Here is a 25,996-nt window from a genome sequence, read left to right as displayed (position 1 = left end):
TGTTGATCACGGGCATCCTCCGCCGGCGGCCTTCGCCGCACTTGTATTGGTGTGCGCGGAGTGTAGCGAGGCAGGCCCCCGCGGCCGGTGCTCAGGCGGCGCGCCGGGCCTGCGCGCCCGCCGGCTGCGCCACGGCCGCGATGCCGCGCACCACGTCGCCGACCACGATCACCGAGGGGCTGCCCAGGCCTTCGCGCGCCAGCGTGTCGGTGAGGGCGCCCAGCGTGCCCACCGCGTGGCGCTGCTGCGGCAGGCTGGCGTGCTGGACGATGGCCAGCGGCGTGTCGGCCGGCAGGCCGGTGAGCAGGTCGGTCTGGATCTGCGCGGCACTGGAGACGCCCATGTAGATCACCAGGGTCAGCTTCGCGTCGCGCGCGGTGGCGGCGAGCTGCTGCCAGTCGGTGCCGCGAGATTCGTGTGTGATGCCGGGTTTGGCGTGGCCGGTGATGAACACCACGCCGTGCGCGTGATCGCGGTGCGTCAGCGGAACGCCCAGCGAGGTCAGGCCGGCCAGGCCCGAGGTGATGCCGTTGATGACCTGCACCGCGATGCCGGCTTCGCGCAGGTGTTCGACCTCTTCACCGCCGCGGCCGAAGATGAAGGGGTCGCCGCCCTTGAGGCGCACCACCACCTCGCCTTCGCGTGCGGCCATGATCATCAGCTTCTCGATGAAAGCCTGCGGTGTGCTCTTGCAACCACCGCGCTTGCCCACGTACACGATGCGCGCGCTCGGGGATGCATGGGCCAGCACGCCGTCGCCCACCAGGTCGTCCACCAGCAGCACTGTGGCCGCGGCAATCGCCTTGGCGGCCTTGATGGTGAGCAGATCCGGGTCACCCGGTCCGGCGCCCACGAGGGTGACGGTGCCGGGGTGGAACTGGCTTTCGGAGGTGATGATGGCGGCGGGCATGTTCATGGTGTGCTGACCGCGGCGACGCGGTTTGTCTCTGGTGTGGCAGGGCGAGAGACTTCTTGCAGGATGTGTGCCACCTGCAGGGCGATGGGGGCGGGCACGGGCAGGCGGCCGCTCAGCACGCCGCGGATGTAGGCGGCGGTGGCGTCGGCCGAGATGTCCTTGGGCAGATCGGGCAGGGCGGCCAGCGAACCCTCCTGTGCGGGCTGCAGCAGGTGGCGTTGGCCATCGCGGAAGGCGTCCATCTGCGGCGTGCGGCGCGCGTCGGCCACCGGCTCGCCTTCGGTGCCGCGCAGCAGCAGGGCGTGCGCGCCGACCAGGGCGAAGGTGTCGGCCATGGACACCGCGTATTCGGGGTGGGTGTAGCTGCCCACGATCAGCGCGCGGCCTTCGCAGGGATTCATCAGCTTGACCAGGCTGTGCGCCGGGTTGCGCAGGCCGACCGCGCGGCGCACGTCCAGCAGGCGCTTGAGGCCGGGGTGCAGCACCTCGGTGGGCACGAAGGCGCATTCACCCGGGCCCAGCAGGCCGACCGCCGAGCGGGCGGGCTGGCCCAGTGCGGCGAACACCGCCTCGCTGGTGACTCGCCGGTCTTCGGTGGCCGTGCCGTGCACCAGCACCGCCGCGCCTGCGCGCGCCAGCAGCAGCGCCAGCAGGGGCGTGAGCACCGGCAGCTTGCGTGCACCGTTGTAGCTCGGCAGCACCACGGTGGTGATGGTGTTGTCAGGGATGCGCCGCAGGCGGGCGTGGCTGGCGTCCAGGAAACCGGCCATCTCGTCGGGCGTTTCGCCCTTGATGCGCATGGCCAGGCAGAAGCCACCGACCTCCAGGTCGGTCACGGCGCCGTCCAGCATCTGGCCGAACAGGTCGGCGGCTTGCTCACGGCTGAGCGAACGGGCGCCGTCCTTGCCGCGCCCGATCTCCTTGATGTAGTGGCTGATGCTCATGGGCCGCCATTGTCCGCGAGGTCAGATGACTGCGGGTTATATGGCTACCAGGGACGCAGGGACGGCTTTCACCAGCCGCCGCAGCTCCGGGATGCACGAACCGCAGTTGGTGCCGCATTTGAGCTGGCCTTGCAGCTGGGCTAGGCGCTGGTCGTCGGCGCCGCCGCAGCGTGGCAGTTCAGAGCGGATCGCGTCCTCGCTGACGTTGAAGCAGGTGCAGACCTGGGGGCTTTTCGCGACCACGGCCACCGGGGCCGCGGCACCGGGCATCAGCAGCAGGCGGCCGTAGCGGCCGGCGGGCAGCTCGTCCTGCAGCAGGGTCTTGATCCAGCCCTCGGCGCTGGTGTCGCCGGCCAGCAGGAAGGCTTCGAGCGTGATGTCGTCACCGCTGCGCTGCAGCCGGGCGCTGCGGCGCTGCTGGCGGCGCTTGTCGGCGTAGCGCAGGGTGTCCGGGGTGGACAGGCCCAGCAGCGCCTCGATGCGCTCCACCAGCGCGGGCTCCGGTGCTTCGTGCGCGGCGGCGCGGAACAGCACGCCGGTGCGTTCGCGGCCGAAGGGCACGCAGGACGCGAACTCGAACGACGGCATCAGCGCGCGCAGTTCGGTCAGCGCCGTCAGCGCCGAGGCTTCGGGCAACCAGGCCACGCCCAGCAGGGTCCAGGGCAGTTCGGCCTTGAGGACCTTGACCGCCGCGTGCTTGAGTTCGGGCTGTTTGGACGTGGGGCAACAGGCCGAGGTGGTGATGGCGTTGACGCCGGCCAGCGCCTCGCCCTGGCTGCTGCGGCCGCTCAGGTACTCGGGGCCCCAGTGCATGGCGATGAAGGCCTGCGTGGTGTGGACCGTGCGCGAGCCCTGCACCGGCAGCACGATGGAGCCGCGCTTGCTGGTGACGTGCACCAGCTCGCCGTCCTTGAGGCCGCGGCGCTCCATGTCCTGCGGGTTCATCTGCACCGCCGGCTCGGCCACATGGCCGAACAGGCGGCCGATGGTGCCGGTGCGCGTCATGCCGTGCCAGTGGTCACGCAGGCGGCCGGTGGTCAGCGAGAAGGGAAAGCGCGATTCGCGCACCTCCGCGGTGGGCTGGTAGCGCAGGGCAGCGAACTTGGCCTTGCCGTCGGCGGTGGGGAACACGCCGTCTTCGTACAGCCTTGCCTGGCCGCAGGCCTCGCCCTCGCGCAGCGGCCAGCTCTGCGGGCCGCGCTGCTCCAGCATGGCGTAGCTCAGGCCGGTGATGTCGAGATCGCGGCCGCGGGTGGATTCGCGGTGTTCGTTCCAGATCGCTTCGGGCGTCTCGTAGGGGAAGAGGGTGGGCTGGCCGGGGCGCAGCTGTGCTTCCAGGCGGCGCGCCACATCGACGGCGATGCGCCAGTCGTGCCGCGCCTCACCGGCGGCGGGCACGGCGGCGCGCACGCGGCTGATGCGGCGTTCGCTGTTGGTGACGGTGCCTTCCTTCTCGCCCCAGGTGGTGGCGGGCAGCAGCAGGTCGGCGAAGTCGCAGGTGGCGGCGGTGGCGAAGGCTTCCTGCACCACCACGAATTCGGCGCGCTGCAGGGCGCGGCGCACCGTGGCCTGGTCGGGCATGGACTGCGCGGGGTTGGTGCAGGCGATCCACAGCGCCTTGATCTCGCCATCGGCCGCGGCCTGGAACATCTCGACGGCGGTCTTGCCGGGTTTCGATGGGACATCGGCCACGCCCCAGAGCGCGGCGACTTCGGCGCGGTGCGCCGGGTTGGCCAGGTCGCGGTGGGCACTGAGCAAGTTCGCCAGGCCGCCGACCTCGCGCCCGCCCATGGCGTTGGGCTGGCCGGTCAGGCTGAAGGGGCCAGCGCCGGGCTTGCCGATCTGGCCGGTGGCCAGGTGCAGGTTGATCAGGCTGGCGTTCTTGGCGGTGCCGCTGCTGCTCTGGTTCAGGCCCTGGCAGTACAGGCTGAGCGTCGGTCGGCGATGTGCGAACCCCTGGCCGTCAAGGCCAGCGAACCACCTTGCGGCCTTGAACAGGTCTTCTTTGGGGATGCCGCAGGTCTGCGCCACCACATCGGGCGTGCAGTCGCGCACCAGCGCCTTCAGTTCGTCGAAGCCGTTCGTGTGCGCAGCGATGTAGGCGTTGTCGGTCCAGCCTTCCCACAGCATCACGTGCAGCAGGCCGTGGAACAGCATCACGTCGGTGCCCGGCAGCAGGGGCAGATACAGGTCGGCCAGTTCGGCGGTGTCGGTGCGGCGCGGGTCGGCCACGATCACCTTCATGCCTGGGTTCTTCTGCTTCGCTGCCTCGATGCGGCGGAACAGGATGGGGTGGGCGTAGGCCGCGTTGCTGCCGACGATGAACAGGCATTGCGCGTGGTTCACGTCGTCGTAGCAGGCGGGCGGCGCGTCAGCGCCCAGCGTGGCCTTGTAGCCGGCCACCGCGCTGCTCATGCACAGGCGCGAATTGGTGTCGACGTTGTTGGTGCCGATGAGGCCCTTGGCCAGCTTGTTGAAGACGTAGTAGTCCTCGGTCAGCAACTGGCCGCTGAGGTACAGGCCCACCGCGTCGGGGCCGTGGTCGCGCACGATGCGGCCGAACTCGCCGGCCACGCGGTCCAGCGCCGCGTCCCAGCCCATGGTCACCGGCGCCTGGCCGCGCTGCAGCCGCTGCATGGGTTGCAGCAGGCGGGTCTGGCGCGTGATGGCGGGCGTGGCCGTCAGGTGCAGCGTGCTGCCCTTGGTGCAGAGCTTGCCGAAGTTCGCGGGGTGATCCGGGTCGCCGCGCACACCGGTGATCTGCGGCCCATCGGATTCGATGATGACGCCGCAGCCCACACCACAGTACGGGCAGGTGGAGCGGGTTTCGGTCATGGGCTCAGGCCTTGGCGGTGCGGCGGGCGGGGCCGGCGATCGGACGCTCCAGGTCGGTCGCGTGCGACGCGAGCTGCGTGGCGTCCAGGAACACCTGGCCGTTCTCCACCTTCACGCTGAACCTGGGCGTGCAGCCCTCATCGGGCGCCGACGCCTGGCCGTCGCACAGGCCGATGGTCCAGTTGTGCAGCGGGCAGGCCACGTGGGTGCCGAAGACGATGCCCTGGCTCAGCGGGCCGCCCTTGTGCGGGCAGCGGTCGAGCAGGGCGAACACCTCGTCCTGGTCGTTGCGGAAGATCGCGACGTCCAGGCCCTGCTCGCGCGCCACGCGGCGCGAGCCGAGCACGGGGATGTCGTCAACCTGGCAGATGGGGGTCCATTGGCTCATGTTCATGGCTCTCTCGGAATTCAGAAGTTGGGGCTCAGCGGAAGGTGTTGCTCAGGCCTTGACCATGGCCACGGGTTCAAACTGGCGCGTGTCCACAGCCGCATCCTTGAAGTCGAACCACGGATCGGGCTCACCGTCGAGCGCGAACTGCAGCTGTTCCCACAGTGCCTTGCGGCCGACCGCGTCGTCCAGGATGCGCTTCTTGATGTAGTCCAGGCCCACGCGGTTGACGTAGTGCACCGTGCGCTCCAGGTACCAGCCTTCCTGGCGGTACAGCTCGCAGAAGGCGCCGGTGTATTCCATGACCTCCTCGGCCGTTTTCACCTTGACAAGGAAGTGCGCCACCTCGGTCTTGATGCCGCCGTTGCCGGCGATGTACATCTCCCAGCCCGAGTCGACGCCGATCACGCCCACATCTTTGATGCCGGCTTCGGCGCAGTTGCGCGGGCAGCCGCTGACGGCGAACTTCACCTTGTGCGGCGCGTACATGCGCCACATGGCTTTTTCGAGGTCCTTGCCCATCTGGGTAGAGTCCTGCGTACCCATGCGGCACCACTCGCTGCCCACGCAGGTTTTCACCGTGCGCAGCGCCTTGGCGTAGGCGTGGCCACTGGGCATGCCGATGTCTTTCCAGACGTTGACCAGGTCTTCCTTCTTCACGCCCAGCAGGTCGATGCGCTGGCCGCCGGTCACCTTGACGGTCGGGATCTTGTACTTGTCCACCGCGTCGGCGATGCGGCGCAGCTCGTCGGCCGTGGTCTCGCCACCCCACATGCGCGGAATGACGGAGTAGGTGCCGTCCTTCTGGATGTTGGCGTGCGAGCGCTCGTTGATGAAGCGGCTCTGCGGATCGTCCTTGGCTTGCTTGGGCCAGGTGCTGATGAGGTAGTAGTTGATGGCCGGTCGGCAGGTGGCGCAGCCGTTGGGCGTCTTCCAGCCCAGGGCGCTGAAGGTGTCGGCGATGGTCAGCAGCTTGTCGTTGCGGATCGCGTCGCGCACGTCCTGGTGGCTGTGCTCGGTGCAGCCGCAGATGGCCTTTTTCTTCGGCGTGGCCGAGTAGTCGCCGCCGGCCGTGAACATCAGGATCTGCTCCACCAGACCGGTGCAGGAGCCGCACGAGGCACTGGCCTTGGTGTGCTTCTTCACCTCGTCCAGTGTGAACAGGCCTTTCTCTTTGATGGCCTTGCAGATGGCGCCCTTGGTCACGCCGTTGCAGCCGCAGACCTCGTCGCTGTCGGCCATGGCCGCGGCCTTGTTGTGGCCCTGGTGGCCGGTATCGCCGATGTTGGACTCGCCGAACATCAGCCTGTCCCGGATGTCGCCGACCGTGCGGCCTTCGCGCAGCAGCTTGAAGTACCAGCTGCCGTCCACCGTGTCGCCATACAGGCAGGCGCCGACCAGCTTGTCGTCCTTGATCACCAGCTTCTTGTAGACGCCGCCGAAGGGGTCGCTCATCACGATCTCTTCCGTGCCGTCGCCGCCCATGAACTCGCCGGCGGAGAACAGGTCGATGCCCGTGACCTTGAGCTTGGTGGAGGTGAGCGAGCCGGTGTAGCGGCCGATGCCGAACTCGGCCAGGTGCGTGGCCAGCACCTTGCCCTGCTCGAACAGCGGCGCCACCAGGCCGTAGGCGATGCCGCGGTGCGCCGCGCACTCACCCACCGCGTAGATGCGCGGGTCGGTCACGGTCTGCATCGTGTCGCTGACCACGATGCCGCGGTTGACGTGCAGGCGCATGCTTTCGGCCAGCGCGGTGTTGGGGCGGATGCCCACGGCCATCACCACCAGGTCGGCCGGCACCTCGGTGCCGTCCTTGAAACGGATGGCTTTCACGCGGCCATCGTCACCGCCCACCAGCTCCTGCGTCTGCGCGCCGATCAGGAACTGCATGCCGCGCTCCTCCAGCGACTTCTGCAGCAGCTTGCCCGCCACGTCGTCCAGCTGGCGCTCCATCAGCCAGGGCGCCACGTGCACCACGCTGACCGTCATGCCGCGCTTCATCAGGCCGTTGGCCGCTTCCAGGCCCAGCAGGCCGCCGCCGATGACGACCGCGTGCTTGTAGGTGGCGGCGGCGTCGATCATGGCCTGCGTGTCGGCGATGTCGCGGTAGGCCAGCACGCCCTGCAGGTCCTTGCCGGGGATGGGCAGGATGAAGGGGTTGGATCCGGTCGCCATGATCAGGCGGTCGTACTCGGCCGACACTTTCTCGCCATTGGGGCCGACCGAGTGCACCACGCGCCTGACGCGGTCCACCTCGGTCACCTTGTAGCCCGCGTGCAGGGTGATGCCGTTGTCGGTGTACCAGGACCAGTCGTTGAGGATGATCTCGTCGATGGTCTGTTCGCCCGCCAGCACGGGGCTGAGCAGGATGCGGTTGTAGTTGGGGTGCGGCTCGGCGCCGAAGACGGTGATGTCGTAGAACTCGGGTGCGATCTTCAGCAGCTCTTCGAGCGTGCGCACACCGGCCATGCCGTTGCCCACCATCACGAGTTTCATCTTTTTCATTGCGGCGACTCCTGTCTGAAGATCACGGGGGATTGCGGGAAAAGGGGTCTGGCTCCGGTGCACGCGCGAGGGCGAACACACAGCGGCACGCAAGCCGGAACACAGGGGTAAGGGAGGTTCGAAGCCCGGCCGGTCGGCCGGGGTGGCGCGGGCACAGGGCCGTTGCCGAATCGGTCACTGCGCACGTCGTTGTGCACAGGCCCCGACGCTGCGGTCGGGGTGGGACGCGTCGTCACGTCTGGCCTGTTCAATGCAAGAGGTGTGCCATATGATCGGCGCCCCATTCGCGGGCCTTTGCCGCACCCCTGGCGCCGCGCCGGTTTCGCCCGCAAAGAGCAGGGCGCTCACTGATCACAAGTGCTTGATTCTTATGACTTCCGTGCTGCTTCTTCGCCCCGGTTCCCGGGCCCTTCTGCCGTTGCAGGACGACCTGCCCGCCGCGGGATGCCAGGTCCTGGCCATCGTCGAGGACTGCAGCAAACTGGTGCAGGTCGCCGTGCAGCACGCACCAGATCTGGTGGTCGGTGAGGTCGCGCGCCCCGATGAAGCCCTGTTCAAGGCCACGCAGACGCTGGCGGAGGTGCTGCCCCGGCCAGTGCTGCTGTTCACGTCCGATGCCGACGCCGCCCACATCGAGCGCGCCACGGGCGCCGGCGTGCATGCCTGGGTGGTGAACGGGTACGGGGCGGCGCGCCTGCGGCCACTGGTGCAGCTGGCGCAGGCGCGTTTCGAGCGCGAACAGGCGCTGCTGGAACAGCTGCGCGACGTGTCGCAGCGCTTCGAGGAGCGCAAGCTGGTCGAGCGCGCCAAGGGCATCCTCATGCGGGCGCGCGCGCTGACCGACGACGACGCCTTCCAGATCCTGCGCACCGCCTCCATGCACACCAACCAGCGCCTGGGCCAGGTGTCGGAACAGATCATCCAGTCGGCCCATTTCGCCGAGGCCGTCAACCGCGCGGGCCAGCTGCGCATGTTCTCGCAGCGCCTGGTGAAGCTGTACCTGCTGCGGCTGGCCGACGTGCAGTCGCGCCAGCAGCAGGCCCTGCTGGACGAGTCGATCCAGCGGGTGGACGCCAACCTGGCCTGGCTGGGCAAGGGCCTGTCGCAACCCAGCTTCGGCGACCTGCTGGGCCTGCTGGGCGCCACCTGGCAGGCGCTGAAGGCCTCGCTCAAGGGCAAGCCCGCCCCGGCGCAGGTGCCCCGGGTGGACGAGCTGGCCGACCGCCTGCTGCAGGACGCCGAGCGCCTGACCGCCAGCCTGCAGCACGCCGGTGCCATGGCCTCGCTGCAGGTGCTCAACGCCGCCGGCCGCCAGCGCATGCTCTCGCAGCGTTTCGCCAAGATGGCGCTGATGGACCTGCTCGATCTGGAAGAGGGCAGCGCCAGCCGCAGCGCCGCCATGACCGAGGTGCAGCACGATTTCGAGCGCGCACTGGCCTACCTCAACGGCCTGCCGCTGACCACGCCCGACATCCGCACCGCACTGGACCAGGCCACCACCGGCTGGCGGCAGATGCTGGCCGCCACGCCGCAAGGCCATCGTCCGGCGGGGCGCGACCGGCTGGCGCGGCTGGAGACCGTGGCCCATGCCAGCGAGGGTCTGCTGGCCCAGTTTGAAAGCCTGTCCACCCACTACGAGCGCAGCATGCAGATGCTGATGGGCTAGCCCTGCGTCGCACCAACGTTGGGCGCTGTTCTTGCTAGAGGTGGTGCATGGCTTTTGACATCGACATCGGCTACGCCAGCCAGGCCGGCCGCAAGGACACCAACGAGGACTTCTGCGCCGCCATGCTGCCGCCCCCGGGGCAGGCGGACATGGGGTCCATCGTCGCCATTGCCGACGGCGTGAGCGCGGGCGGGCTGGGCAAGGAAGCGGCGCAGACCACGGTCACCAGCCTGGTGCGCGACTACTACGGCACACCCGAGACCTGGGACACCACGGTCGCCATGGACCGCATCATCGGCGCGCAGAACACCTGGCTGGCGGGCGTCAACCGCCGCCGCCATCCGGCCATGGGCCTGACCACGCTCACCGCCATGGTGCTGCGCGGCCACAGCTACACCCTGGCCCATGTGGGCGACACGCGCGCCTGCCTGATGCGCGGCGGGCAACTGACCCAGCTCACGCACGACCACGTCGCCGATCACCCCGACCTGAGCCACCAGCTGCTGCGTTGCATTGGTGTGGAAGACCGTGTGGTGGTGGACTACAGCCAAGGCGACTTGCTGGTGGGCGACCTGTTCCTGCTCATGTCCGACGGCGTGTACAACGTGCTGAACGAGGCGCGGCTGAAGGCCCTGATCGGTGAACAGCCGGGCACAGACGATGCCCAGGCCCTGTGCGAAGCCATGGTGGCCGCGGCCCTGCAGCGTGGCAGCAACGACAACGTCACCGCCCTGGCCGTGCGCGTGCGCGGGCTCGACAGCGCCACCCTGCAGGACCAGAACCGCCTGGCCGCGCGGCTGCCCATCCCGCCCAGGCTCAAGCTGGGCGAGCAGATCGACGGCCTGGCCATCACCGCCGTGGTGGCCGACAACGGCATCAACCTCGTCTACCAGGCGCGCGACCCGGCCACGCAGAAGCTCTACGCCCTCAAGACCCTGCACCCCCAGCGCGCACACGACGCCGAAGAGCGCGCCATGCTCGCGCACGAAGCCTGGCTGGCGCGCCGCATGGCCACCAGCCGCGCGGCCGAACACCTGGTGGCCTTGCACGACGCGCCGCCGACGCTGCCGGCCGGGCAGGGCGCCAGCGCCTTCTACCTGCTGTACGACTGGCACAGCGGCGAATCGCTGCAGCACATGCTGGACCGCCAGCACCGACCTGGCGTGGCCCAGACCATCGCCACGGCCACCCAGGCCGCCCGGGCCCTGGGCCACCTGCACCGCCAGGGCGTGATCCACCGCGACGTGAAACCCGCCAACCTGCACCAGGGGGAAGACGGCGTGCTGCGCCTGCTCGACCTGGGCGTGGCGCTCAGCGGGCGCGAGCCTGCGTCGGCGCGCGCGCTGCACGCCGGCACACCCAGCTTCATCAACCCCGAACAGTGGGGGTTCCGCCTGCGCGGCGGCGGCGTGGACACCGACGCGGAGCCGCAAGCCGCCGATCCGCGCAGCGACCTGTTCGCGCTTGGCGTCACGCTCTACCAGCTGCTGACGGGCAAGCTGCCCTATGGCGAGGTGCTGCCCTACCAGGCCGGCCGCTATTTCCGCGACCCGGTCGCGCCCAGCCGCCACCACCCCGAGGTGCCGATCTGGCTCGACCACATCGTGCTCAAGGCCGTCAGCCGCGACCAGAAGCAGCGCTTCGAAACCGCCGAAGAGCTGCTGCTGGCACTGGAGCGTGGCGCGTCGCGCCCGCTCACCGCGCCGCCCGCCACCCCGCTGATCCAGCGCGACCCGACCATGCTCTGGAAGCTGCTGCTGGGGTTCAGCGTGCTGCTGAACCTGCTGCTGGTGTACTGGCTGGTGTTCCTGCCGCGCTGAAGGTTGGCAGTCAGGACGATAACCCTTGGCCGGTTGAGAGGATGGCAACTGCGCTCAGCGAGGGAGATCAAGCATGGTGTCCCAGTCCTCGGGGTCGAAACCAGCGCTGACCGAGCCATCTGCCCAGCCGACCACCGGGCGTTTGATCAGGCTGGGATGCAGCAGCAGCACGACGCGTGCGCTCGGGTTGTCGACCACGGCTGCGCGGGTGGCTTCGTCCAGCCCACGCCAGGTGGTGCCTTTGCGGTTGACCAGGGTTTCCCAGCCCGCCGCAGCCAGCCACTGGTCCAGTGCGGCCTCGGGCACACCCTGCTTCTTGAAGTCGTGGAAGCTGTGTGCCACGCCATGCTCGTTCAGCCAGGCCCGGGCCTTTTTGACGGTGTCGCAGTTGGGGATGCCGTAGAGTGTGGTCATCCCCGAATTCTGTCACGCGGCCTCTTGGTGAAGGTCGCGCTTCACCATGACCCTGCGCAGCTTCTATCCCCCCATCGAACCCTTCAAGACCGGCGTGCTCGACACCGGCGACGGCCATCAGATTTACTGGGAGCTCTGCGGCAACCCGCAGGGCAAGCCGGCGGTGTTCCTGCACGGTGGGCCGGGCTCGGGCTGCTCGCCCGACCACCGCCGCCTGTTCGACCCGCAGAAGTACTGCGTGCTGCTGTTCGACCAGCGCGGCTGCGGCCGGTCGAAGCCGGCGGCTTCGCTGGAGAACAACACCACCTGGCACCTGGTGGCCGACATGGAGCGGCTGCGCGCTCTGCTGGGCTTCGATCGCTGGCTGGTGTTCGGTGGTTCCTGGGGCAGCACGCTGGCGCTGGCCTATGCGCAGACGCACACGGAGCGCGTGTCCGAACTGGTCGTGCGCGGCATCTTCACCCTGCGCCGCGACGAGGTGCGCTGGTACTACCAGGAGGGTGCTTCGTGGCTCTTTCCCGACTTGTGGGAGGGCTTCCTCGCGCCGATCCCCGAGGCCGAACGCGGCGACTTGCTCACCGCCTACCGGAAGCGGCTGGCCGGCGACGACCCGGTGGCCCAACTGGCCTGCGCGCGTGCCTGGAGCCTGTGGGAGGGCCAGACCATCCGCCTGCTGCCCGACGCGGCCAACACCGCCAAACACTCCGACGACGCCTTCTCGCTGGCCTTCGCACGCATCGAGAACCATTATTTCGTGCACGACGGCTGGCTCGAGGAGGCGCAGCTCATCCGCGACGCGCACAGGCTGGCCGGCGTGCCGGGGGTGATCGTGCAGGGGCGCTACGACGCCTGCACCCCGGCCCGCACCGCCTGGGATCTGCACCGCGCCTGGCCGCAGGCCGACTTCCACATCGTGCCCGATGCTGGCCACGCGTTCAACGAACCCGGCATCCTGGACCGGCTGATCGAAGCCACCGACCGTTTCGCGGGCTGAGCACGGGGCTTTGTGATGGCCGGGATAATCCCGGTCATGAACACCTTAGACGAGTGGCTGGCCCATTGCGAGCGCCAGCATCCCCAGGGCATCAGCGGCATCGAGCTTGGGCTGGACCGGGTGCAGCGGGTGGCGCAGCGCATGCGCCTGTCCATGCCCTGCCCGGTGATCACCGTGGCCGGCACCAACGGCAAAGGCTCGACCTGCGCCATGCTGGAGGCCATCTACAGCGAGGCCGGGTACCGGACCGGGGTCTACACCTCGCCCCACCTGGTGCATTTCGAGGAACGTTGCCGCATCGGGCGCGAGCCGGTCGCTGCTGATGCCCTTTTGCCGGCGTTCGCCGAGGTCGAGCGTGCGAGGCTCGGGGACGGTGGATCGGGTGATGACGGCGTCGTGGTGCTGACCTATTTCGAGTTCACCACACTCGCCATCCTGCGCACGCTGTCGCTCAGCGGGCTGGAGGTGGCCATCCTGGAGGTGGGACTGGGCGGGCGGCTGGACGCGGTGAACATCGTCGACCCGGACTGCGCGGTCATCACCTGCATCGCGCTGGACCACATGGCCCTGCTGGGCAACGACCGCGAGGCCATCGGCTACGAGAAAGCCGGCATCATGCGCACCGGCCGGCCGGTGGTGGTCAGCGATCCGGTGCCGCCGCAAAGCGTGCTGGACCGGGCGCTCGAAGTCGGCGCCCAGCTCTGGCGCATCGGCAAGGACTTCCATTTCGCCGGTGACAAGCAGCAGTGGGGCTGGGCCATGCACCCTTCACAGGGTGGGCGCAAGTTCAGTGGTCTGGCCTACCCGGCCCTGCGCGGCGCCAACCAGCTGGTGAACGCCTCGGGCGTCCTGGCCGCCATCGAGGCGCTGCGGCCCCGCCTGCCCGTGACGGCACAGGCCGTTCGCAACGGGCTGGCCATGGTCGAGCTGCCCGGCCGTTTCCAGATCGTGCCCGGAGAGCCCGCACTCGTGCTCGATGTCGCCCACAACCCCCATTCCGTGGCCGCGCTGGCCGAGAACCTCGACGCCATGGGCTACTACCCGGTCACGCACGCGGTGTTCGGTGCCATGGCCGACAAGGACCTGCCCGCCATGCTGGAGCGCATTTCGCCGCTGATCGACCGCTGGCACCTCACCGATCTGCCATTGCCGCGCGCCAGCCGGGCGACCGATCTGGCGGCCGTGCTCGACAGCGGCGCCGGCCAGGCCTCTGGCGGGCGTTCGCGGGTGGCCGGATGCCATCCGTCGCCGCTGGAGGCGCTGCGCGCGGCGGTGCTGGAAGCGGACCCCACTGATAGAATCGTCGTCTTTGGTTCCTTCCACACGGTGGGGGGTGTTCTGAAGGATGGCGTGCCGCGTCTGGCGGCCAGGCACCTCGCGAACTGATCCTCTCCGTGATCTCCGCCGGACCCATTTCCGCATGCTCACATCCCGTTCCGGTTCTGCGGGCCACACCGCCCCACCGCCGCCGCAAAGCATCGAGGCCGTGCGTCGTCGGGCCCGGCACCGCCTGATCGGGGCGGCCGTGCTGGTGCTGGTGGGGGTGCTCGGGTTCCCGCTGCTGTTCGATACGCAACCCCGCCCCATTGCGGTCGACGTGCCGATCGAGATTCCCTCCCGCAACACGCCTGCAACGCCTGCACCCAAGACCGAGGCTCCTGCCGCGGCCAGGCCGGCGCCGGTGGCCACGGCCGACAGCCTTGCCGCGCGCGAGGAGGTGGTCGAGCCGAAGGCTGTGGCCAAGCCGGCCGACAAACCCGTTGAAAAGCCCGCAGAGAAGCCTCCGCTTGAGAAGCCCGTTGCCGACAAGGCTGCGGCGGGGAATACCACCGAAAAACCACCTGAGAAGCCCTCTGAAAAAACCGCTACCGGCAACGAGCGCATCGTCGTGCAGGTGGGGGCGTTTTCGGAGGCCGAACGTGCCCGCGAGGCCCGTTTGAAGCTGGAGCGGGCCGGACTCAAGACCTACACCCATGTGGCCGAGACGCCGCAGGGGCGTCGCATCCGGGTGCGCCTGGGACCTTTCGCCACGCGCGCGGAGGCCGAAAAGGCCGCAGAGCGCGCCAAGGCGCTGGGTCTGTCGACGGCCCTGCTCTGGCTGTGACGGCGTTGGCCCGGGGCCTGGGGGCGGCGACATGAACGCAGTGGATGGGTTGTTGCTGTTCGTGCTGCTGCTGTCGGCCGTGGTCGGCATGTGGCGGGGTCTGGTGTACGAAGTGCTTTCTTTGATGGTCTGGGTGGCGGCGTTCTTGCTGGCCCAGGCCTATGCAGGAGATGTGGCGCGCCTGCTGCCGCTGGACGGCCTCTCCGCGGCACTGCGCATTGCGGTGGCATTCGTCCTGGTGTTTGTGGCCAGCGCGTTCGCCGGCGGGTTTGTGGCGTGGCTGGTGAAAAAGATGGTGGCGGCCGTGGGTTTGCGTCCCATTGACCGCGTGCTGGGTGGTGTGTTTGGCCTGCTGCGTGGCGCGGTGGTGCTGCTGGCGGTGGCGGTGGTGGTGGGAATGACACCGCTCCAGTCGCAACAAGCCTGGCAGACGTCAGCGGTGGCCCAGGTGCTGGGTGACAGCCTGCAGGCCCTCAGGCCGCTGCTGCCCGAGCCGGTGGCCCGTTACCTGGCCTGAGTCGACAGTCTTTGTTTCGTTGAGGATCCAATCATGTGTGGAATCGTGGGCGTGGTGAGCCAGGCGCCTGTCAATCAGCTGATCTACGACGCTCTGCTGCTGCTGCAGCACCGGGGACAGGATGCCGCCGGCATCGTCACCCAGCAAGGGCGCAAGTTCTTCATGCACAAGGCCAAGGGCATGGTGCGCGACGTCTTTCGCACGCGCAACATGCGCGCGCTGCCGGGCAATGTCGGGCTCGGTCAGGTGCGTTACCCCACCGCGGGCAACGCCTTCAGCGAGGAAGAGGCCCAGCCGTTCTACGTCAACGCGCCGTTTGGCCTGGTGATGGTGCACAACGGCAACCTGACCAATGCCCAGGGTCTGAAGCAGGAGCTGTTCCAGACCGACCACCGCCACATCAACACCGAGAGCGACTCCGAGGTGCTGCTCAACGTGCTCGCGCACGAACTGGAAAAGTCCACCCGCGGGGCATCGCTCAAGCCGGCCGACGTGTTTGCCGCGGTGCGTGGCGTGCACCGGCGCATCAAGGGCTCGTATGCCGTGATCGCGCTGATCGCCGGCCACGGCCTGCTGGCCTTCCGCGATCCTTTCGGCATCCGTCCGCTGTGCATCGGTCGCAACACCGATGGTGCCCGCATGGTCGCCAGCGAATCGGTCACGCTTGAGGGCAACGGCTTTGAACTGGAACGCGATGTGGCGCCCGGCGAGGCCGTGTTCATCGACCTGGATGGCCAGGCCAGCTTCGAGCAATGTGCGGACAAGGTCAGCCACAACCCCTGCATCTTCGAATATGTCTACCTGGCCCGGCCGGACTCGGTGCTCGACGGCATCTCGGTGTACCAGGCGCGCCTGAACATGGGCAAGACCCTGGCCAAGCGGCTGGTGTCCACCGTGCCACCGACTGAAATCGACGTGGTCATCCCGATCCCGGAGTCCTCGCGCCCGAGTGCCATGGAACTGGCACAACTCCTGGGCCTGCCGTACCGCGAAGGCTTCGTGAAGAACCGCTACGTCGGCCGCACCTTCATCATGCCCGGTCAGGGTGTTCGCAAGAAGTCGGTGCGCCAGAAGCTCAACGTGATCGCCAGCGAGTTCAAGGGCCGCAACGTGCTGCTGGTGGACGACTCCATCGTGCGCGGCACCACCTCCAAGGAGATCGTGCAGATGGCGCGCGACGCCGGTGCGCGCAAGGTCTACATGGCCAGCGCCGCGCCGCCCGTGCGCTACCCCAACGTCTATGGCATCGACATGCCCACCGCGACGGAGCTGGTGGCGCACGACCGCACGGTTGAGCAGATCCGCGAACTCATTGGTTGCGACGCGCTGATCTACCAGGACGTGGATGCGATGAAGCAGGCCATCGCCGCGCTCAATCCGAAGCTGGCGGGTTTCGACGCATCGTGCTTCGATGGCGTCTATGTCACGGGCGACATCACGCCCGAGACCATTGCCCGCATGAACCAGGGCCGCGACCAGACCGAAGAGGGGCAGGAAGACAGCTCGCGCCTGGCCCTGCCCAACGCCCAGACCGCCTGATTCGTTATGTCATCGAACGCGAAATCCGCTGACGCTCTGCACCGCGAAACTCTGGCGGTGCGGCTGGCGACCGAGCGCAGCCAGTACGGCGAGAACTCCGAGGCGCTGTTCCTGACCAGCGGTTATGTGCAGCCGTCCGCAGAAGACTCCGCACGCCGCTTTGCCGGCGAAGACGACGGTTACACCTACGGCCGCTCCGGCAACCCCACGGTGACCAGCTTCGAGATGCGCCTGGCCGCGATGGAAGGTGCCGAGGCCTGCATGGCCACCGCCTCGGGCATGGCCGCGGTCATGCTGATGTGCTTTAGCCTGCTCAAGGCGGGCGACCACGTCATCATTTCGCAGTCCATGTTCGGCTCCACGCTCAAGCTGATTGGCTCGGAGTTCGGGCGATTCGGCGTGGAAACCTCGGTGGTGCCGCAGACCGATCTGGCGGCCTGGCGCGCGGCCATGCGGCCCACGACCCGCCTGCTGTTTGCCGAAACGCCCACCAACCCGCTGGGCGAGGTGTGCGACATCCAGGCGCTGGCCGATCTGGCCCACAACGCCGGTGCGCTGCTGGCGGTGGACAACTGCTTTGCCACCCCGGTGCTGCAGCGCCCCATCGCTCTGGGTGCCGACATCGTCATGCACTCTGGCACCAAGTACCTCGACGGGCAGGGCCGCGTGATGGCCGGTGCCCTGTGTGCCCGCGAAGCCATGGTGCGCGAGAAGTTCCTGCCGGTGCAGAAGAACTCCGGCATGGTGCTTTCGCCGTTCAACGCCTGGGTGGTGCTCAAGGGCCTGGAAACGCTGGAGCTGCGCATGAAGGCGCAGAGTGCGCAGACCTTGGCACTGGCGCACTGGCTGGAGGCCCACCCTTCCGTGGGCCGCGTGTACTACCCCGGTCTTGCAAGCCACCCGCAGCACGAATTGGCCATGCGCCAGATGAACGGCATCGGTGGCGCCGTGCTGTCCTTCGACGTGAAAGCAGCCAGCCCCGAGCAGGCGCGCCAGCGCGCCTTTCATGTGCTTGATGCGCTGCAAGTGGTGTCGCTGTGCACGAATCTCGGCGACACCAAGACCCTGTGCACCCACCCCGCCAGCACCTCGCACGGCAAGCTGTCCGAAGCGCAGCGCCAGGCCGCCGGCATCGGTCAGGGCCTGATCCGCGTCGCCGTCGGCCTTGAACACCTGGACGACATCCGCAGCGACCTGGATCGCGGCCTCTCCAGTCTTTGAATATTCTTTTCCCTCACATGACCGTTCGCACCCGCTTCGCACCATCGCCCACCGGCTTCATCCACCTGGGCAACATCCGCTCGGCGCTGTACCCGTGGGCCTTTGCCCGCGCCACCGGCGGCACCTTCATCCTGCGCATCGAAGACACCGATCTGGAGCGCTCTAGCCAGGCCGCGGTGGACGTGATCATCGAAGGCATGAAGTGGCTGGGCCTGGACCACGACGAAGGGCCGTTCTACCAGATGCAGCGCATGGACCGCTACAAGGCGGTGCTGGCCGAGATGGTTGAAAAAGGGCTTGTCTACCCCTGCTACATGAGCGTGGCAGAGCTGGATGCGCTGCGCGAGCGCCAGATGGCCAACAAGGAGAAGCCGCGCTACGACGGCACCTGGCGCCCGGAGCCTGGCAAGACCCTGCCGCCCATCCCGGAAGGTGTGAAGCCTGTGCTGCGCTTCAGGAACCCGCAGGGCGGTTCGGTGGTCTGGGAAGACAAGGTCAAAGGCCGTGTCGAGTTCAGCAACGACGAACTCGATGATCTGGTGATCGCGCGCCCCGATGGCACGCCCACCTACAACTTCTGCGTGGTGGTGGACGACATCGACATGGCCATCACGCACGTGATCCGTGGCGACGACCATGTCAACAACACGCCGCGCCAGATCAACATCTTCCGTGCCCTGGGCAAGGAGCCGCCGGTCTACGCCCATCTGCCCACCGTGCTCAACGAGCAGGGCGAGAAGATGAGCAAGCGCAACGGTGCCAAGCCGGTGACGCAGTACCGCGACGAAGGCTATCTGCCCGACGCGATGGTGAACTACCTCGCCCGCCTGGGCTGGAGCCACGGTGACGACGAGATTTTCAGCCGCGAGCAATTCCTGCAGTGGTTCAACCTCGACCACCTGGGCAGCAGCGCCGGCCGCTTCGACGAAGCCAAGCTGCGCTGGGTGAACGCGCAGCACCTCAAGGCCATGGACGACGCTGCACTGTCGGTGCTCGTGGCTGAGCAGCTGGCCAAACGCGGCATCGCCGCCGACGAGCGCCTGCCGCGCATCTGTGGTCTTTTCAAGGACCGCTGCGACACCACGGTGGCGCTGGCCGACTGGGCAGCGGCCTTCTACACCGACGTGACACCGTCGGACGCCGAGCGCACGCAACACATCACCGACGTCGTCCGTCCCGCGTTGCAGACCCTGGCCAGCAAACTGGTCGACTGTGCCTGGGACAAGGCCAGCCTTTCAGCAGCGATCAAGGAGACCATCACGGCGCATGGTCTGAAGATGCCGCAACTGGCCATGCCGGTGCGCGTGCTCGTGATGGGCACAGCACAGACACCGTCGCTTGATGCGGTGCTGGAACTGCAAAATCGACAAACAGTTTTGACGAGGTTGCAGAAAGCCTGAAAAATGGTCTATAATTTGAGTCTTGCTGATTCACACTGAGTTGCTCGCAACAAAGCAGGGTCGGCATCCCAAAAATAGATTTCGTGGGGGTATAGCTCAGCTGGGAGAGCGCTTGCATGGCATGCAAGAGGTCAGCGGTTCGATCCCGCTTACCTCCACCAAAAATTGAAGAATTGGGCAGCGTGGTTTTGCTACAATGCACAGTTCGGTTCTTAGGTTTTGACCCTATCGTCTAGAGGCCTAGGACATCACCCTTTCACGGTGAGTACCGGGGTTCGAATCCCCGTAGGGTCGCCAAGTTTGTGGCACTTGGCCTGATGCGAGAGCAGAAGGCAGAAGCTGCACCACTGCGGAGTGGTAGTTCAGTTGGTTAGAATACCGGCCTGTCACGCCGGGGGTCGCGGGTTCGAGCCCCGTCCACTCCGCCAGTTTTGATAAGCCGTTCAGATCTCTGGTCTGAACGGCTTTTTCATTTCCGCAACACGCACGCCGGCGTGTCTGCTTTTATGCGCTGCCGACCTGTGGGCGTCGCCTCACCAGGCCCGTCGACAGGGCCGTGCCCGCCATGATGACGAGGCCGCAGCCGATCATCCACGGGGTGATGGCTTCGTCGAGAAAGAGGCGCCCGTAGATCAGCGCGAACACGGGTACCAGGAAGGTCACGGTGAGCGCCTTGCTGGGGCCTGCCTGGGCAATGATGCGAAAGAACAGGACGTAAGCGAGCGAGGTGCACAGCAGGGCCACGGCGACCAGCGCGCCCCAGGCGCCGGTGCTGACTGGCTGGTCAGGCCACAGCCACAGCGTGGGCAGAGCCAGCCCCAGGGCAGCGCCGATCTGGCTACCCGAAGCGGTGGCCAGCGGGTGGACGCCGGTGAGGTGGCGTTTGGTGAAGCTGGCCGCCAGCCCGTAGCAGAACGTGGCGACGAGACAGGCCAGCATGGCCAGCAGGGCTTGTCCAGCGGAGGCGGCTCCCGGTGCCAGGCTGAAACCGGACTTGCCGATCACCAGCAGGCAGACTCCCACGAAGCCGATGGCCAGGCCGGTGGCGCGCCAGGCATCGGGCCGGTCCTTGAGCCATGCCCAGGCCACCAGGGCCCCCGTCAGCGGCACCGTGGCGTTCAGGATCGAGGTCAGGCCGGTGCTGATGTGCAGGACCGCATACGCGAACAGGGCGAACGGGATGCCCGAGTTGAGCAGGCCCACAAAGAGGATGAGCCGGGCGCGCTGGCGGAAGTCGGCCCAGACGCCTTTGAGCAGAAACACCGGCAGCAGGAACAGCGCCGCCAGCGCCACCCGCATGCCTGCCGTGGGCAGGGCGCCGAACTCTGCCGCCCCCAGTCGCATGAAGAGAAAAGACGAGCCCCAGAGGGCGGCGAGCAGGAAAAATTCGAGAGCGAGTGTGGGCGACATGGATTCAGTGTGCAGGCAAAGGCCGTGCGGCGGGCTGAAGCGTTGATGATGTTCGCTCTGGTCATTGATGCGGTTTGTCGATCAATGCGCCCTCGAGCTGCAGCAGAGCCTGCTTGCGGTCCAGACCGCCGGCGTACCCCGTCAGTGAACCGTTGCCGCCAACCACCCGGTGGCAGGGCACCACGATGCTCAGTGGATTGCGACCGACAGCAGCGCCCACCGCGCGCACCGCCTGGGGCTTGCCCAGGCCGGAGGCCAGAGCGCCGTAACTCGTGGTGGCGCCGGCCGGAATCTCCAGAAGGGCCTGCCAGACGGCGCGCTGGAACGGTGTGCCTTGCCCCAGATCCAGTGGCAGGTCGAAGTGCTGGCGGCGCCCGTGAAAGTACTCGTCCAGTTGCCGCGAAGCCGCTTCGAAAACCGGGTGCGACGCCACGGTGGGCCAGGCAGCCAGGCGCTCCGCGGGTGGCTCGTGGCGTTGCCGCTGCACGAACCAGAGGCCGGCCAGTCCGTTGGTGCTGGCTACCAGACGCAGATCGCCCAGCGGGCTGCCCACGATGGTCTGGACACGGCGGTCAGGGGCGGTGTTCATCAGGGATATCCTCAGGAGGGTGGAAACATGGGGGTGTGGCCCAGGCGCGTATCACGGCGTAGCTGCGCCAGGGCTGCCAGCGCCGGGCTATGCGATCGGCTTCCCGGCGTGCCGCGGCGGCGGGCAGGCCCCGCAGACCCAGCGCCTGCAGGAGCACGGCGTCGCCGCTGGGCCAGGCGTCGGGCCAGCGCAGGGCCCGCATCGCGATGTACTGGGCCGTCCAGGGGCCGATGCCGGGCAGGGTCTCGAGGCTCTTCAGGGTCGATGCCGGGTCGGCACGACCGTCGAGCACCAGGTGGCCGTCCGCCACTGCGCGCGCCAGCGCGCAGATCGCTTGCTGGCGCTGGCGCACGATCCCGATCTCGCCCAGCACCTGCCCGTCGACATCGGCGAGCGTCTCGGGCGTGGGGAACAGGCGTTGCAGACCCGGTGGACCGTCGGCCAGCGGGGTGCCCAGCCGTTCCAGCAAGCGGCCACACACGGTGCGGGCCGCCGCCACCGTCACCTGCTGGCCCAGCACGGCCCGCACCGCCAGCTCGAAGCCGTCGAAGGTGCCGGGCACGCGCATGCCGTCGCTGTGGGGGAAATCAGGGTGCAGCACGCTGTCGATGGCCAGCGGGTCGGCGTCCAGGTCCAGGGCCGCGCGCACTCGGTCGATGACCGCGGGCAGTGCCGGCAGCAGGCCCTCGCTGACCCGCAGACCGATGCGGTGCTCGTCCGGAAGGAATCGGATGAGCATCCAGCCGCACGCAACCGTGCCGCGCACCGAGAGGCGCAGCGTTCGCACCAGGGTCTCTTGCACCGTGTCGACGGCCTCGAGTCCCGGCAGGGCACGGTCGGCGAAGAAGCGCAGCACGTCCTGCACCCTGTAGGGCGGCCGCCAGGAGAGCCGCACCTCGGCCGGCGCCCGCGGGGCGTTGGGCGAGTCGGTGGACCGGCTGCGCCGCAACTGGGTCGGATTGAGGCCGTAGCGGCCCACGAACGCGTCGTTGAAGCGGCGCAGGCTGCTGAACCCCGCGGCAAGGGCCACCTGGGCCACCGGCAGGTCGGTGTCGGCCAGCATCTGTTTGGCGGCGAGCAGGCGCCGCGTCTGCAGGTACTGCAGGGGCGAGACGCCCAGTCGGCTTTCGAACAGCCGGCGGATGTGACGTCCGCTCACCCCCAGTCGAGCCGCCAGCTGCTCCAGCGGTGGTTCATTCGCGCCTGTGTTCCAGGTCTCCGGCGTGTCGAGCAGGGCGGTGGCCTGGCGGATCAGGATGTCCCCGGCGTCCTCGGTCGACCAGTGGCGGTCGCGCGGCGCCAGCTCCGGCCGGCAGCGCAGGCAGGGGCGGAAGCCGGCCTGTTCGGCCTGGGCGGCGTGTTCAAAGAACTGGCAGTTGTCTCGCTTGGGTGTGCGGACCCGGCAGATCGGGCGGCAGTAGATGCCGGTGGAGGTGACGCCGGTGAAGAAGCGCCCGTCAAAACGGGCGTCGCGCGCGCCCAGCGCCCGGTAGAGGGCGTCGGCGTCGAGCGGGGCAGGGCGGTTCATGGCTGGCATGGTAGGTGTTATTCCGAGTTGAGACTGGCCATTTCCGGACATGTCCCGGGCCGGGAGGCATGGCCCGGCCACCTACAATCGCGGGTTTGTTCCCCCGAGCGACGACCATGCAAGTGACCGCCTCCATCTTCAAGGCCTACGACATCCGGGGCATCGTTGCCGGCGCCCTCAACGAGACGGTGGCGGAAGCTTTGGGGCTTGCCTTCGGCACGGTGGCCCTGCAGCAGGGCGAGCGCTCGGTGGCCGTGGGCCGCGACGGGCGGCTCAGCGGCCCCGGCCTGTCGGCGGCGCTGATCCGGGGCCTGGTGGCCGCAGGCATCGACGTGATCGACATCGGCATGGCGACCACCCCCATGCTGTACTTCGCGGCCAGCACGCTGTGCAGCAGCGGCATCCAGGTCACCGGCAGCCACAATCCCAAAGACTACAACGGCTTCAAGATGGTCATGGGTGGCCGGGCGATCTATGGCGAGGACATCCAGGCCCTGCGCCGGATGATGGAGACCGAAACCCATGTGCGCCAGGACGGCGGTCGGGTGCGGCATGTCAATGTGCTGAAACCCTATACCGACCGCATCGTCGGCGACGTGAAGCTCTCGCGCCCGATGAAGGTCGTGGTCGACTGCGGCAACGGCGTCGCTGGCGCCTCGGCCCCGGCGTTGTTCCGCGCGCTGGGCTGCGAGGTGATCGAGCTGTTCAGCGAGGTCGATGGCGAGTTTCCGAACCACCACCCGGACCCGAGCAAGCCTGAGAACCTGCAGGACGTGATCCGCGTGCTGCGCGAGACCGATGCCGAGCTGGGCATGGCGTTTGATGGCGATGGCGACCGCCTGGGCATCGTGACCAAGGACGGTCAGAACATCTTCCCCGACCGCCAGATGATCCTGTTCTCTCAGGACGTGCTGTCGCGCGTGCCGGGCGGCCAGATCATCTTTGACGTCAAGTGCTCGCAGCGCCTGGCGCCGGCCATCGAGGCGGCCGGCGGTGTGGCCAACATCTACAAGACCGGCCACTCGCTGATCAAGGCGCGCATGAAGGAGCTGGACAGCCCGCTGGGCGGCGAGATGAGCGGCCACATTTTCTTCAAGGAGCGCTGGTTCGGCTTCGACGACGGCAGCTACGCCGGTGCGCGCCTGCTGGAGATCCTCAGCCGAAGCCCCGACGCCAACGCGGTGCTCAACGCGCTGCCCACCTCGCACAGCACGCCGGAGCTCAACGTGGCCTGCGCGGAAGGCGAACCCCACGCGGTGGTGGAACAGTTGCTGACCCTGGCGCGCTTCGAGGTGCCGGCCAAGGTCTCGACCATCGACGGCCTGCGGGTCGACTGGCCCGACGGTTTTGGCCTGATCCGTGCCTCCAACACAACGCCCGTGCTGGTGCTGCGCTTCGAGGGCCATTCGGCCGAGGCCCTGCACCGCATCGAACACACCATGCTGGATCTGCTGCGCCAGGCCAAGCCCGACGCGGTGGTGGGCGCGAGTGCGCACTGAGGATACCCTGGTGCCGAGCAGCCACGACGTGCCCCTGGATCCAGCGCGCCTGAGCGGTGATGCCCTGGCGGCGGTCACCATCATCGTGGTCACGCGCGAGAGCGCGCACTGCCTGCCGGCCCTGAACACGCTGCTGTCGCACTGTCCGAACGTCATCGTGTCGGACAACGGCAGCGCCGATGGCACGGCCGCCTCGGCGCGCCGGCTCTGGCCGCATGCGATCGTGCTGGACCATGGTCGCAACCTGGGGTTTGGGGCGGCCAACAACCGCGCGCTGGCCCGGGTGCAGACCCCGTTCGCCTTCCTGCTCAACCCGGACTGCGAGATCGACGGCCCGGGCCTGGAAGCCCTGCTCGCAACCGCGGCCGCGATGCCCCAGGCCGCCGTGCTGGCGCCGCAGCTGGTCAGCGCCTCCGGCAAGCCCGAGATCAACTACCGCTTTCCCCAGACCTGGTGGGCACCGCGCGGTCCGGGCGCTTCCGGCCCCACCTGCGTGGGCTTCGTCTGTGGCGCGGCGATGCTGCTGCGCATGGCCTCGTTCCGCGAGGTCGGGTTTTTCGACGAGCAGTTCTTCCTCTACTACGAGGACGACGACCTGTGCCTGCGCCTGTTCAACGCGAAACAGAACATCGTCGTCGTGCCCGCGGTGCAGGCCATCCACCATTCGCGCGGCTCGGTGCGCGGCGCGTCGCCCTGGCGCCACGAGTACGCACGGGGCTTCCACCACGCGCAGTCCAAGCTGCAGTTCGCCACCAAGTACCGCTCGCGCGAGGAGGCGCAGCGCCTGCGCCGATGGCTGCTGGTGACCACCACCCTGGGACTGCCCCTGCGGGCCATCGTGTTTTCGCCCAAGCTGCTGGCCCGCATGTTCGGCCGCTGGCGCGGGCTCATCGGCTGGAGGGCCCGTGGCTGAACATCGCAAACCGACGCTGTGCATCGGCATCCTCACGCTCAACGAAGCGCACCGCATCGCGCGCTGCATCCAGAGTGCGTCGTTCGCCGACCAGGTGGTGGTGATTGACAGCGGCAGCGAGGACCGCACGCGTGAGATCGCCCAGGAGATGGGGGCCCAGGTGCACCTGTATCCGGACTGGCGCGGTTTCGCCGAGCAGCGCAACCGGCTCATGACCCATGTGAAGGCGGACTGGATCTTCTTCCTGGACGCCGACGAGGTGATTCCGCAGGGCCTGCAGGACGAGATCAGGGCTGCGGTGGCCTCCGGTGAGAACGCGGTGTGGAAGATCTACTGGGACCAGGTGGCTTTCGGCCGCACCCTGCACCGCATGGCCAAGACCGAAGGTGGCGTGTGGCGCCTGTTCCGCACCGACCAGCTGCTGCGCTACGAGGGCGTTGTGCACGAACACGCGGTGCTGCGCGACCCGGCCACGCCGGTCAGGACCTTCCGCACCCGCCTGCTGCACCACTCGCGCGAGTCGGTCTATGGCGGCCTGCTCAAGATGGCGCAGTACGCCCAGCTCGGCGCGGTGCGCCGCGTGCAGGCCGGGCGCCGCGGTGGCGTGCTGCGCGGCCTGGCCTCGGCCACCAGCAACTTCATCCGTCTGTACATCTTCCGGCGCGGATTCCTGTGTGGCGCGGAAGGCTTCCTGTTCTGCCTGCTGGTGGCACTGGAGTGCTTCTTCCGCTACGCCATCATCCGCTACGACCGGCCTGTGCCCGGCGACACCATGGTCAAGCGCTGAGCCGCTG

21 protein-coding genes and 3 tRNA genes are annotated in these 25,996 nt (G+C 68.1%); 15 read left to right on the top strand and 9 right to left on the bottom strand.

The features are described from left to right. Nucleotides 1–91: 91 nt before the first annotated feature. From cobA to nirB, 5 genes are read right to left on the bottom strand one after another with little or no spacing between them, the layout of a single operon-like run. Complete coding sequence (gene cobA / locus BC358_RS07995) at nt 92–910, bottom strand: uroporphyrinogen-III C-methyltransferase (protein WP_079365404.1); 819 nt, start codon at nt 908–910, stop codon at nt 92–94. Between the two features lie 2 nt (nt 911–912). Continuing rightward, a complete protein-coding gene (ybiB, locus tag BC358_RS07990; protein WP_079365403.1) occupies nt 913–1,860 on the bottom strand; it encodes a DNA-binding protein YbiB in 948 nt (315 codons plus the stop codon). 36 nt (nt 1,861–1,896) lie between these two features. Further along, a complete protein-coding gene (locus BC358_RS07985; protein ID WP_079365402.1) occupies nt 1,897–4,695 on the bottom strand; it encodes a nitrate reductase in 2,799 nt (932 codons plus the stop codon). Nucleotides 4,696–4,699: 4 nt separating this feature from the next. Continuing rightward, entirely contained in the window at nt 4,700–5,083 is a 384-nt protein-coding gene (gene nirD, locus BC358_RS07980) for a nitrite reductase small subunit NirD (protein ID WP_143434242.1), read from the bottom strand. Nucleotides 5,084–5,134: 51 nt separating this feature from the next. Further along, nucleotides 5,135–7,588 (bottom strand): nitrite reductase large subunit NirB, encoded by a 2,454-nt coding sequence (gene nirB, locus BC358_RS07975; protein WP_079365400.1) that lies wholly within the window; start codon nt 7,586–7,588, stop codon nt 5,135–5,137. Between the two features lie 370 nt (nt 7,589–7,958). Between nirB and BC358_RS07970 the strand changes: the two genes are divergently transcribed. Next, nucleotides 7,959–9,254, top strand: a complete 1,296-nt coding sequence (locus tag BC358_RS07970) for a type IV pili methyl-accepting chemotaxis transducer N-terminal domain-containing protein (RefSeq protein ID WP_079365399.1) — start codon at nt 7,959–7,961, stop codon at nt 9,252–9,254. 47 nt (nt 9,255–9,301) lie between these two features. Further along, nucleotides 9,302–11,074, top strand: coding sequence for a bifunctional protein-serine/threonine kinase/phosphatase (locus BC358_RS07965; RefSeq protein ID WP_079365398.1), 1,773 nt, complete (start codon nt 9,302–9,304; stop codon nt 11,072–11,074). A 54-nt stretch (nt 11,075–11,128) separates the two neighbouring features. Here the strand turns inward: BC358_RS07965 and BC358_RS07960 are convergent, their stop codons facing one another. Beyond that, nucleotides 11,129–11,488 carry an arsenate reductase gene (locus BC358_RS07960; RefSeq protein WP_079365397.1) on the bottom strand — a complete coding sequence of 120 codons (360 nt, stop codon included), beginning with the start codon at nt 11,486–11,488 and terminating at the stop codon, nt 11,129–11,131. A gap of 46 nt (nt 11,489–11,534) precedes the next feature. Between BC358_RS07960 and pip the strand changes: the two genes are divergently transcribed. From pip to BC358_RS07910, 10 genes are all read left to right on the top strand, one after another. Continuing rightward, nucleotides 11,535–12,482 carry a prolyl aminopeptidase gene (gene pip, locus BC358_RS07955; protein ID WP_079365396.1) on the top strand — a complete coding sequence of 316 codons (948 nt, stop codon included), beginning with the start codon at nt 11,535–11,537 and terminating at the stop codon, nt 12,480–12,482. 36 nt (nt 12,483–12,518) lie between these two features. Continuing rightward, nucleotides 12,519–13,868, top strand: coding sequence for a bifunctional tetrahydrofolate synthase/dihydrofolate synthase (gene folC, locus BC358_RS07950; protein ID WP_143434223.1), 1,350 nt, complete (start codon nt 12,519–12,521; stop codon nt 13,866–13,868). A 34-nt stretch (nt 13,869–13,902) separates the two neighbouring features. After that, nucleotides 13,903–14,586 carry an SPOR domain-containing protein gene (locus BC358_RS07945; protein ID WP_066158005.1) on the top strand — a complete coding sequence of 228 codons (684 nt, stop codon included), beginning with the start codon at nt 13,903–13,905 and terminating at the stop codon, nt 14,584–14,586. 31 nt (nt 14,587–14,617) lie between these two features. Further along, entirely contained in the window at nt 14,618–15,103 is a 486-nt protein-coding gene (locus BC358_RS07940) for a CvpA family protein (protein ID WP_079365394.1), read from the top strand. Nucleotides 15,104–15,136: 33 nt separating this feature from the next. Beyond that, on the top strand, nt 15,137–16,642 hold the full coding sequence (gene purF / locus BC358_RS07935; RefSeq protein ID WP_079365393.1) for an amidophosphoribosyltransferase: 1,506 nt from the start codon (nt 15,137–15,139) through the stop codon (nt 16,640–16,642). Between the two features lie 6 nt (nt 16,643–16,648). After that, nucleotides 16,649–17,863: an O-succinylhomoserine sulfhydrylase gene (locus tag BC358_RS07930; protein ID WP_079365392.1), complete on the top strand. Its 1,215-nt coding sequence runs from the start codon at nt 16,649–16,651 to the stop codon at nt 17,861–17,863. 17 nt (nt 17,864–17,880) lie between these two features. Beyond that, nucleotides 17,881–19,263: a glutamate--tRNA ligase gene (gene gltX / locus BC358_RS07925; protein ID WP_066158017.1), complete on the top strand. Its 1,383-nt coding sequence runs from the start codon at nt 17,881–17,883 to the stop codon at nt 19,261–19,263. A gap of 85 nt (nt 19,264–19,348) precedes the next feature. Beyond that, nucleotides 19,349–19,424 (top strand) — tRNA-Ala (locus BC358_RS07920). A 60-nt stretch (nt 19,425–19,484) separates the two neighbouring features. Next, nucleotides 19,485–19,560, top strand: a tRNA-Glu gene (locus BC358_RS07915). A gap of 54 nt (nt 19,561–19,614) precedes the next feature. After that, nucleotides 19,615–19,691 (top strand) — tRNA-Asp (locus tag BC358_RS07910). A gap of 76 nt (nt 19,692–19,767) precedes the next feature. On the opposite strand, the gene BC358_RS07905 is transcribed toward BC358_RS07910, so the two are convergent. From BC358_RS07905 to BC358_RS07895, 3 genes are all read right to left on the bottom strand, one after another. Continuing rightward, the gene (locus BC358_RS07905) at nt 19,768–20,673 is read right to left on the bottom strand and encodes a DMT family transporter (protein WP_079365391.1); all 906 of its coding nucleotides are present in this window, start codon (nt 20,671–20,673) and stop codon (nt 19,768–19,770) included. 61 nt (nt 20,674–20,734) lie between these two features. Continuing rightward, complete coding sequence (locus tag BC358_RS07900) at nt 20,735–21,262, bottom strand: methylated-DNA--[protein]-cysteine S-methyltransferase (protein ID WP_079365390.1); 528 nt, start codon at nt 21,260–21,262, stop codon at nt 20,735–20,737. Continuing rightward, a complete protein-coding gene (locus BC358_RS07895) occupies nt 21,246–22,799 on the bottom strand; it encodes a DNA-3-methyladenine glycosylase 2 family protein (RefSeq protein WP_079365389.1) in 1,554 nt (517 codons plus the stop codon). Before BC358_RS07895 ends, BC358_RS07900 begins: the two co-directional genes overlap by 17 nt. Before the next feature lie 107 nt (nt 22,800–22,906). On the opposite strand from BC358_RS07895, the gene BC358_RS07890 reads away from it, so the two are divergent. The 3 genes from BC358_RS07890 to BC358_RS07880 are packed head-to-tail and all read left to right on the top strand — an operon-like array spanning nt 22,907 to nt 25,989. Then, nucleotides 22,907–24,289 carry a phosphomannomutase/phosphoglucomutase gene (locus tag BC358_RS07890; protein ID WP_079365388.1) on the top strand — a complete coding sequence of 461 codons (1,383 nt, stop codon included), beginning with the start codon at nt 22,907–22,909 and terminating at the stop codon, nt 24,287–24,289. Beyond that, nucleotides 24,279–25,202: a glycosyltransferase family 2 protein gene (locus BC358_RS07885; RefSeq protein WP_256861445.1), complete on the top strand. Its 924-nt coding sequence runs from the start codon at nt 24,279–24,281 to the stop codon at nt 25,200–25,202. Before BC358_RS07890 ends, BC358_RS07885 begins: the two co-directional genes overlap by 11 nt. Continuing rightward, entirely contained in the window at nt 25,195–25,989 is a 795-nt protein-coding gene (locus BC358_RS07880) for a glycosyltransferase family 2 protein (protein WP_066158028.1), read from the top strand. The genes BC358_RS07885 and BC358_RS07880 overlap by 8 nt, the downstream gene beginning before the upstream one ends. Nucleotides 25,990–25,996 lie beyond the last annotated feature (7 nt).

This window comes from Hydrogenophaga sp. H7 (assembly GCF_002025745.1).
GTDB classification, from domain to species: domain Bacteria; phylum Pseudomonadota; class Gammaproteobacteria; order Burkholderiales; family Burkholderiaceae_C; genus Hydrogenophaga; species Hydrogenophaga pseudoflava.
Note: the sequence above shows the minus strand (reverse complement) of the source record. Positions and strands in the feature narration are given on the sequence as shown.

Excerpts from the sequence above, each read along its gene's own strand:
- BC358_RS07905 (WP_079365391.1), bottom strand. The coding sequence starts at position 20,673 with ATGTCGCCCACACTCGCTCTCGAATTTTTCCTGCTCGCCGCCCTCTGG.
- BC358_RS07890 (WP_079365388.1), top strand. The coding sequence starts at position 22,907 with ATGCAAGTGACCGCCTCCATCTTCAAGGCCTACGACATCCGGGGCATC.
- BC358_RS07970 (WP_079365399.1), top strand. The coding sequence starts at position 7,959 with ATGACTTCCGTGCTGCTTCTTCGCCCCGGTTCCCGGGCCCTTCTGCCG.
- BC358_RS07985 (WP_079365402.1), bottom strand. The coding sequence starts at position 4,695 with ATGACCGAAACCCGCTCCACCTGCCCGTACTGTGGTGTGGGCTGCGGC.
- BC358_RS07965 (WP_079365398.1), top strand. The coding sequence starts at position 9,302 with ATGGCTTTTGACATCGACATCGGCTACGCCAGCCAGGCCGGCCGCAAG.
- gltX (WP_066158017.1), top strand. The coding sequence starts at position 17,881 with ATGACCGTTCGCACCCGCTTCGCACCATCGCCCACCGGCTTCATCCAC.
- ybiB (WP_079365403.1), bottom strand. The coding sequence starts at position 1,860 with ATGAGCATCAGCCACTACATCAAGGAGATCGGGCGCGGCAAGGACGGC.
- BC358_RS07960 (WP_079365397.1), bottom strand. The coding sequence starts at position 11,488 with ATGACCACACTCTACGGCATCCCCAACTGCGACACCGTCAAAAAGGCC.
- BC358_RS07930 (WP_079365392.1), top strand. The coding sequence starts at position 16,649 with ATGTCATCGAACGCGAAATCCGCTGACGCTCTGCACCGCGAAACTCTG.
- BC358_RS07945 (WP_066158005.1), top strand. The coding sequence starts at position 13,903 with ATGCTCACATCCCGTTCCGGTTCTGCGGGCCACACCGCCCCACCGCCG.
- BC358_RS07895 (WP_079365389.1), bottom strand. The coding sequence starts at position 22,799 with ATGCCAGCCATGAACCGCCCTGCCCCGCTCGACGCCGACGCCCTCTAC.
- nirB (WP_079365400.1), bottom strand. The coding sequence starts at position 7,588 with ATGAAAAAGATGAAACTCGTGATGGTGGGCAACGGCATGGCCGGTGTG.
- BC358_RS07900 (WP_079365390.1), bottom strand. The coding sequence starts at position 21,262 with ATGAACACCGCCCCTGACCGCCGTGTCCAGACCATCGTGGGCAGCCCG.
- pip (WP_079365396.1), top strand. The coding sequence starts at position 11,535 with ATGACCCTGCGCAGCTTCTATCCCCCCATCGAACCCTTCAAGACCGGC.
- purF (WP_079365393.1), top strand. The coding sequence starts at position 15,137 with ATGTGTGGAATCGTGGGCGTGGTGAGCCAGGCGCCTGTCAATCAGCTG.
- cobA (WP_079365404.1), bottom strand. The coding sequence starts at position 910 with ATGCCCGCCGCCATCATCACCTCCGAAAGCCAGTTCCACCCCGGCACC.
- nirD (WP_143434242.1), bottom strand. The coding sequence starts at position 5,083 with ATGAGCCAATGGACCCCCATCTGCCAGGTTGACGACATCCCCGTGCTC.
- BC358_RS07940 (WP_079365394.1), top strand. The coding sequence starts at position 14,618 with ATGAACGCAGTGGATGGGTTGTTGCTGTTCGTGCTGCTGCTGTCGGCC.
- folC (WP_143434223.1), top strand. The coding sequence starts at position 12,519 with ATGAACACCTTAGACGAGTGGCTGGCCCATTGCGAGCGCCAGCATCCC.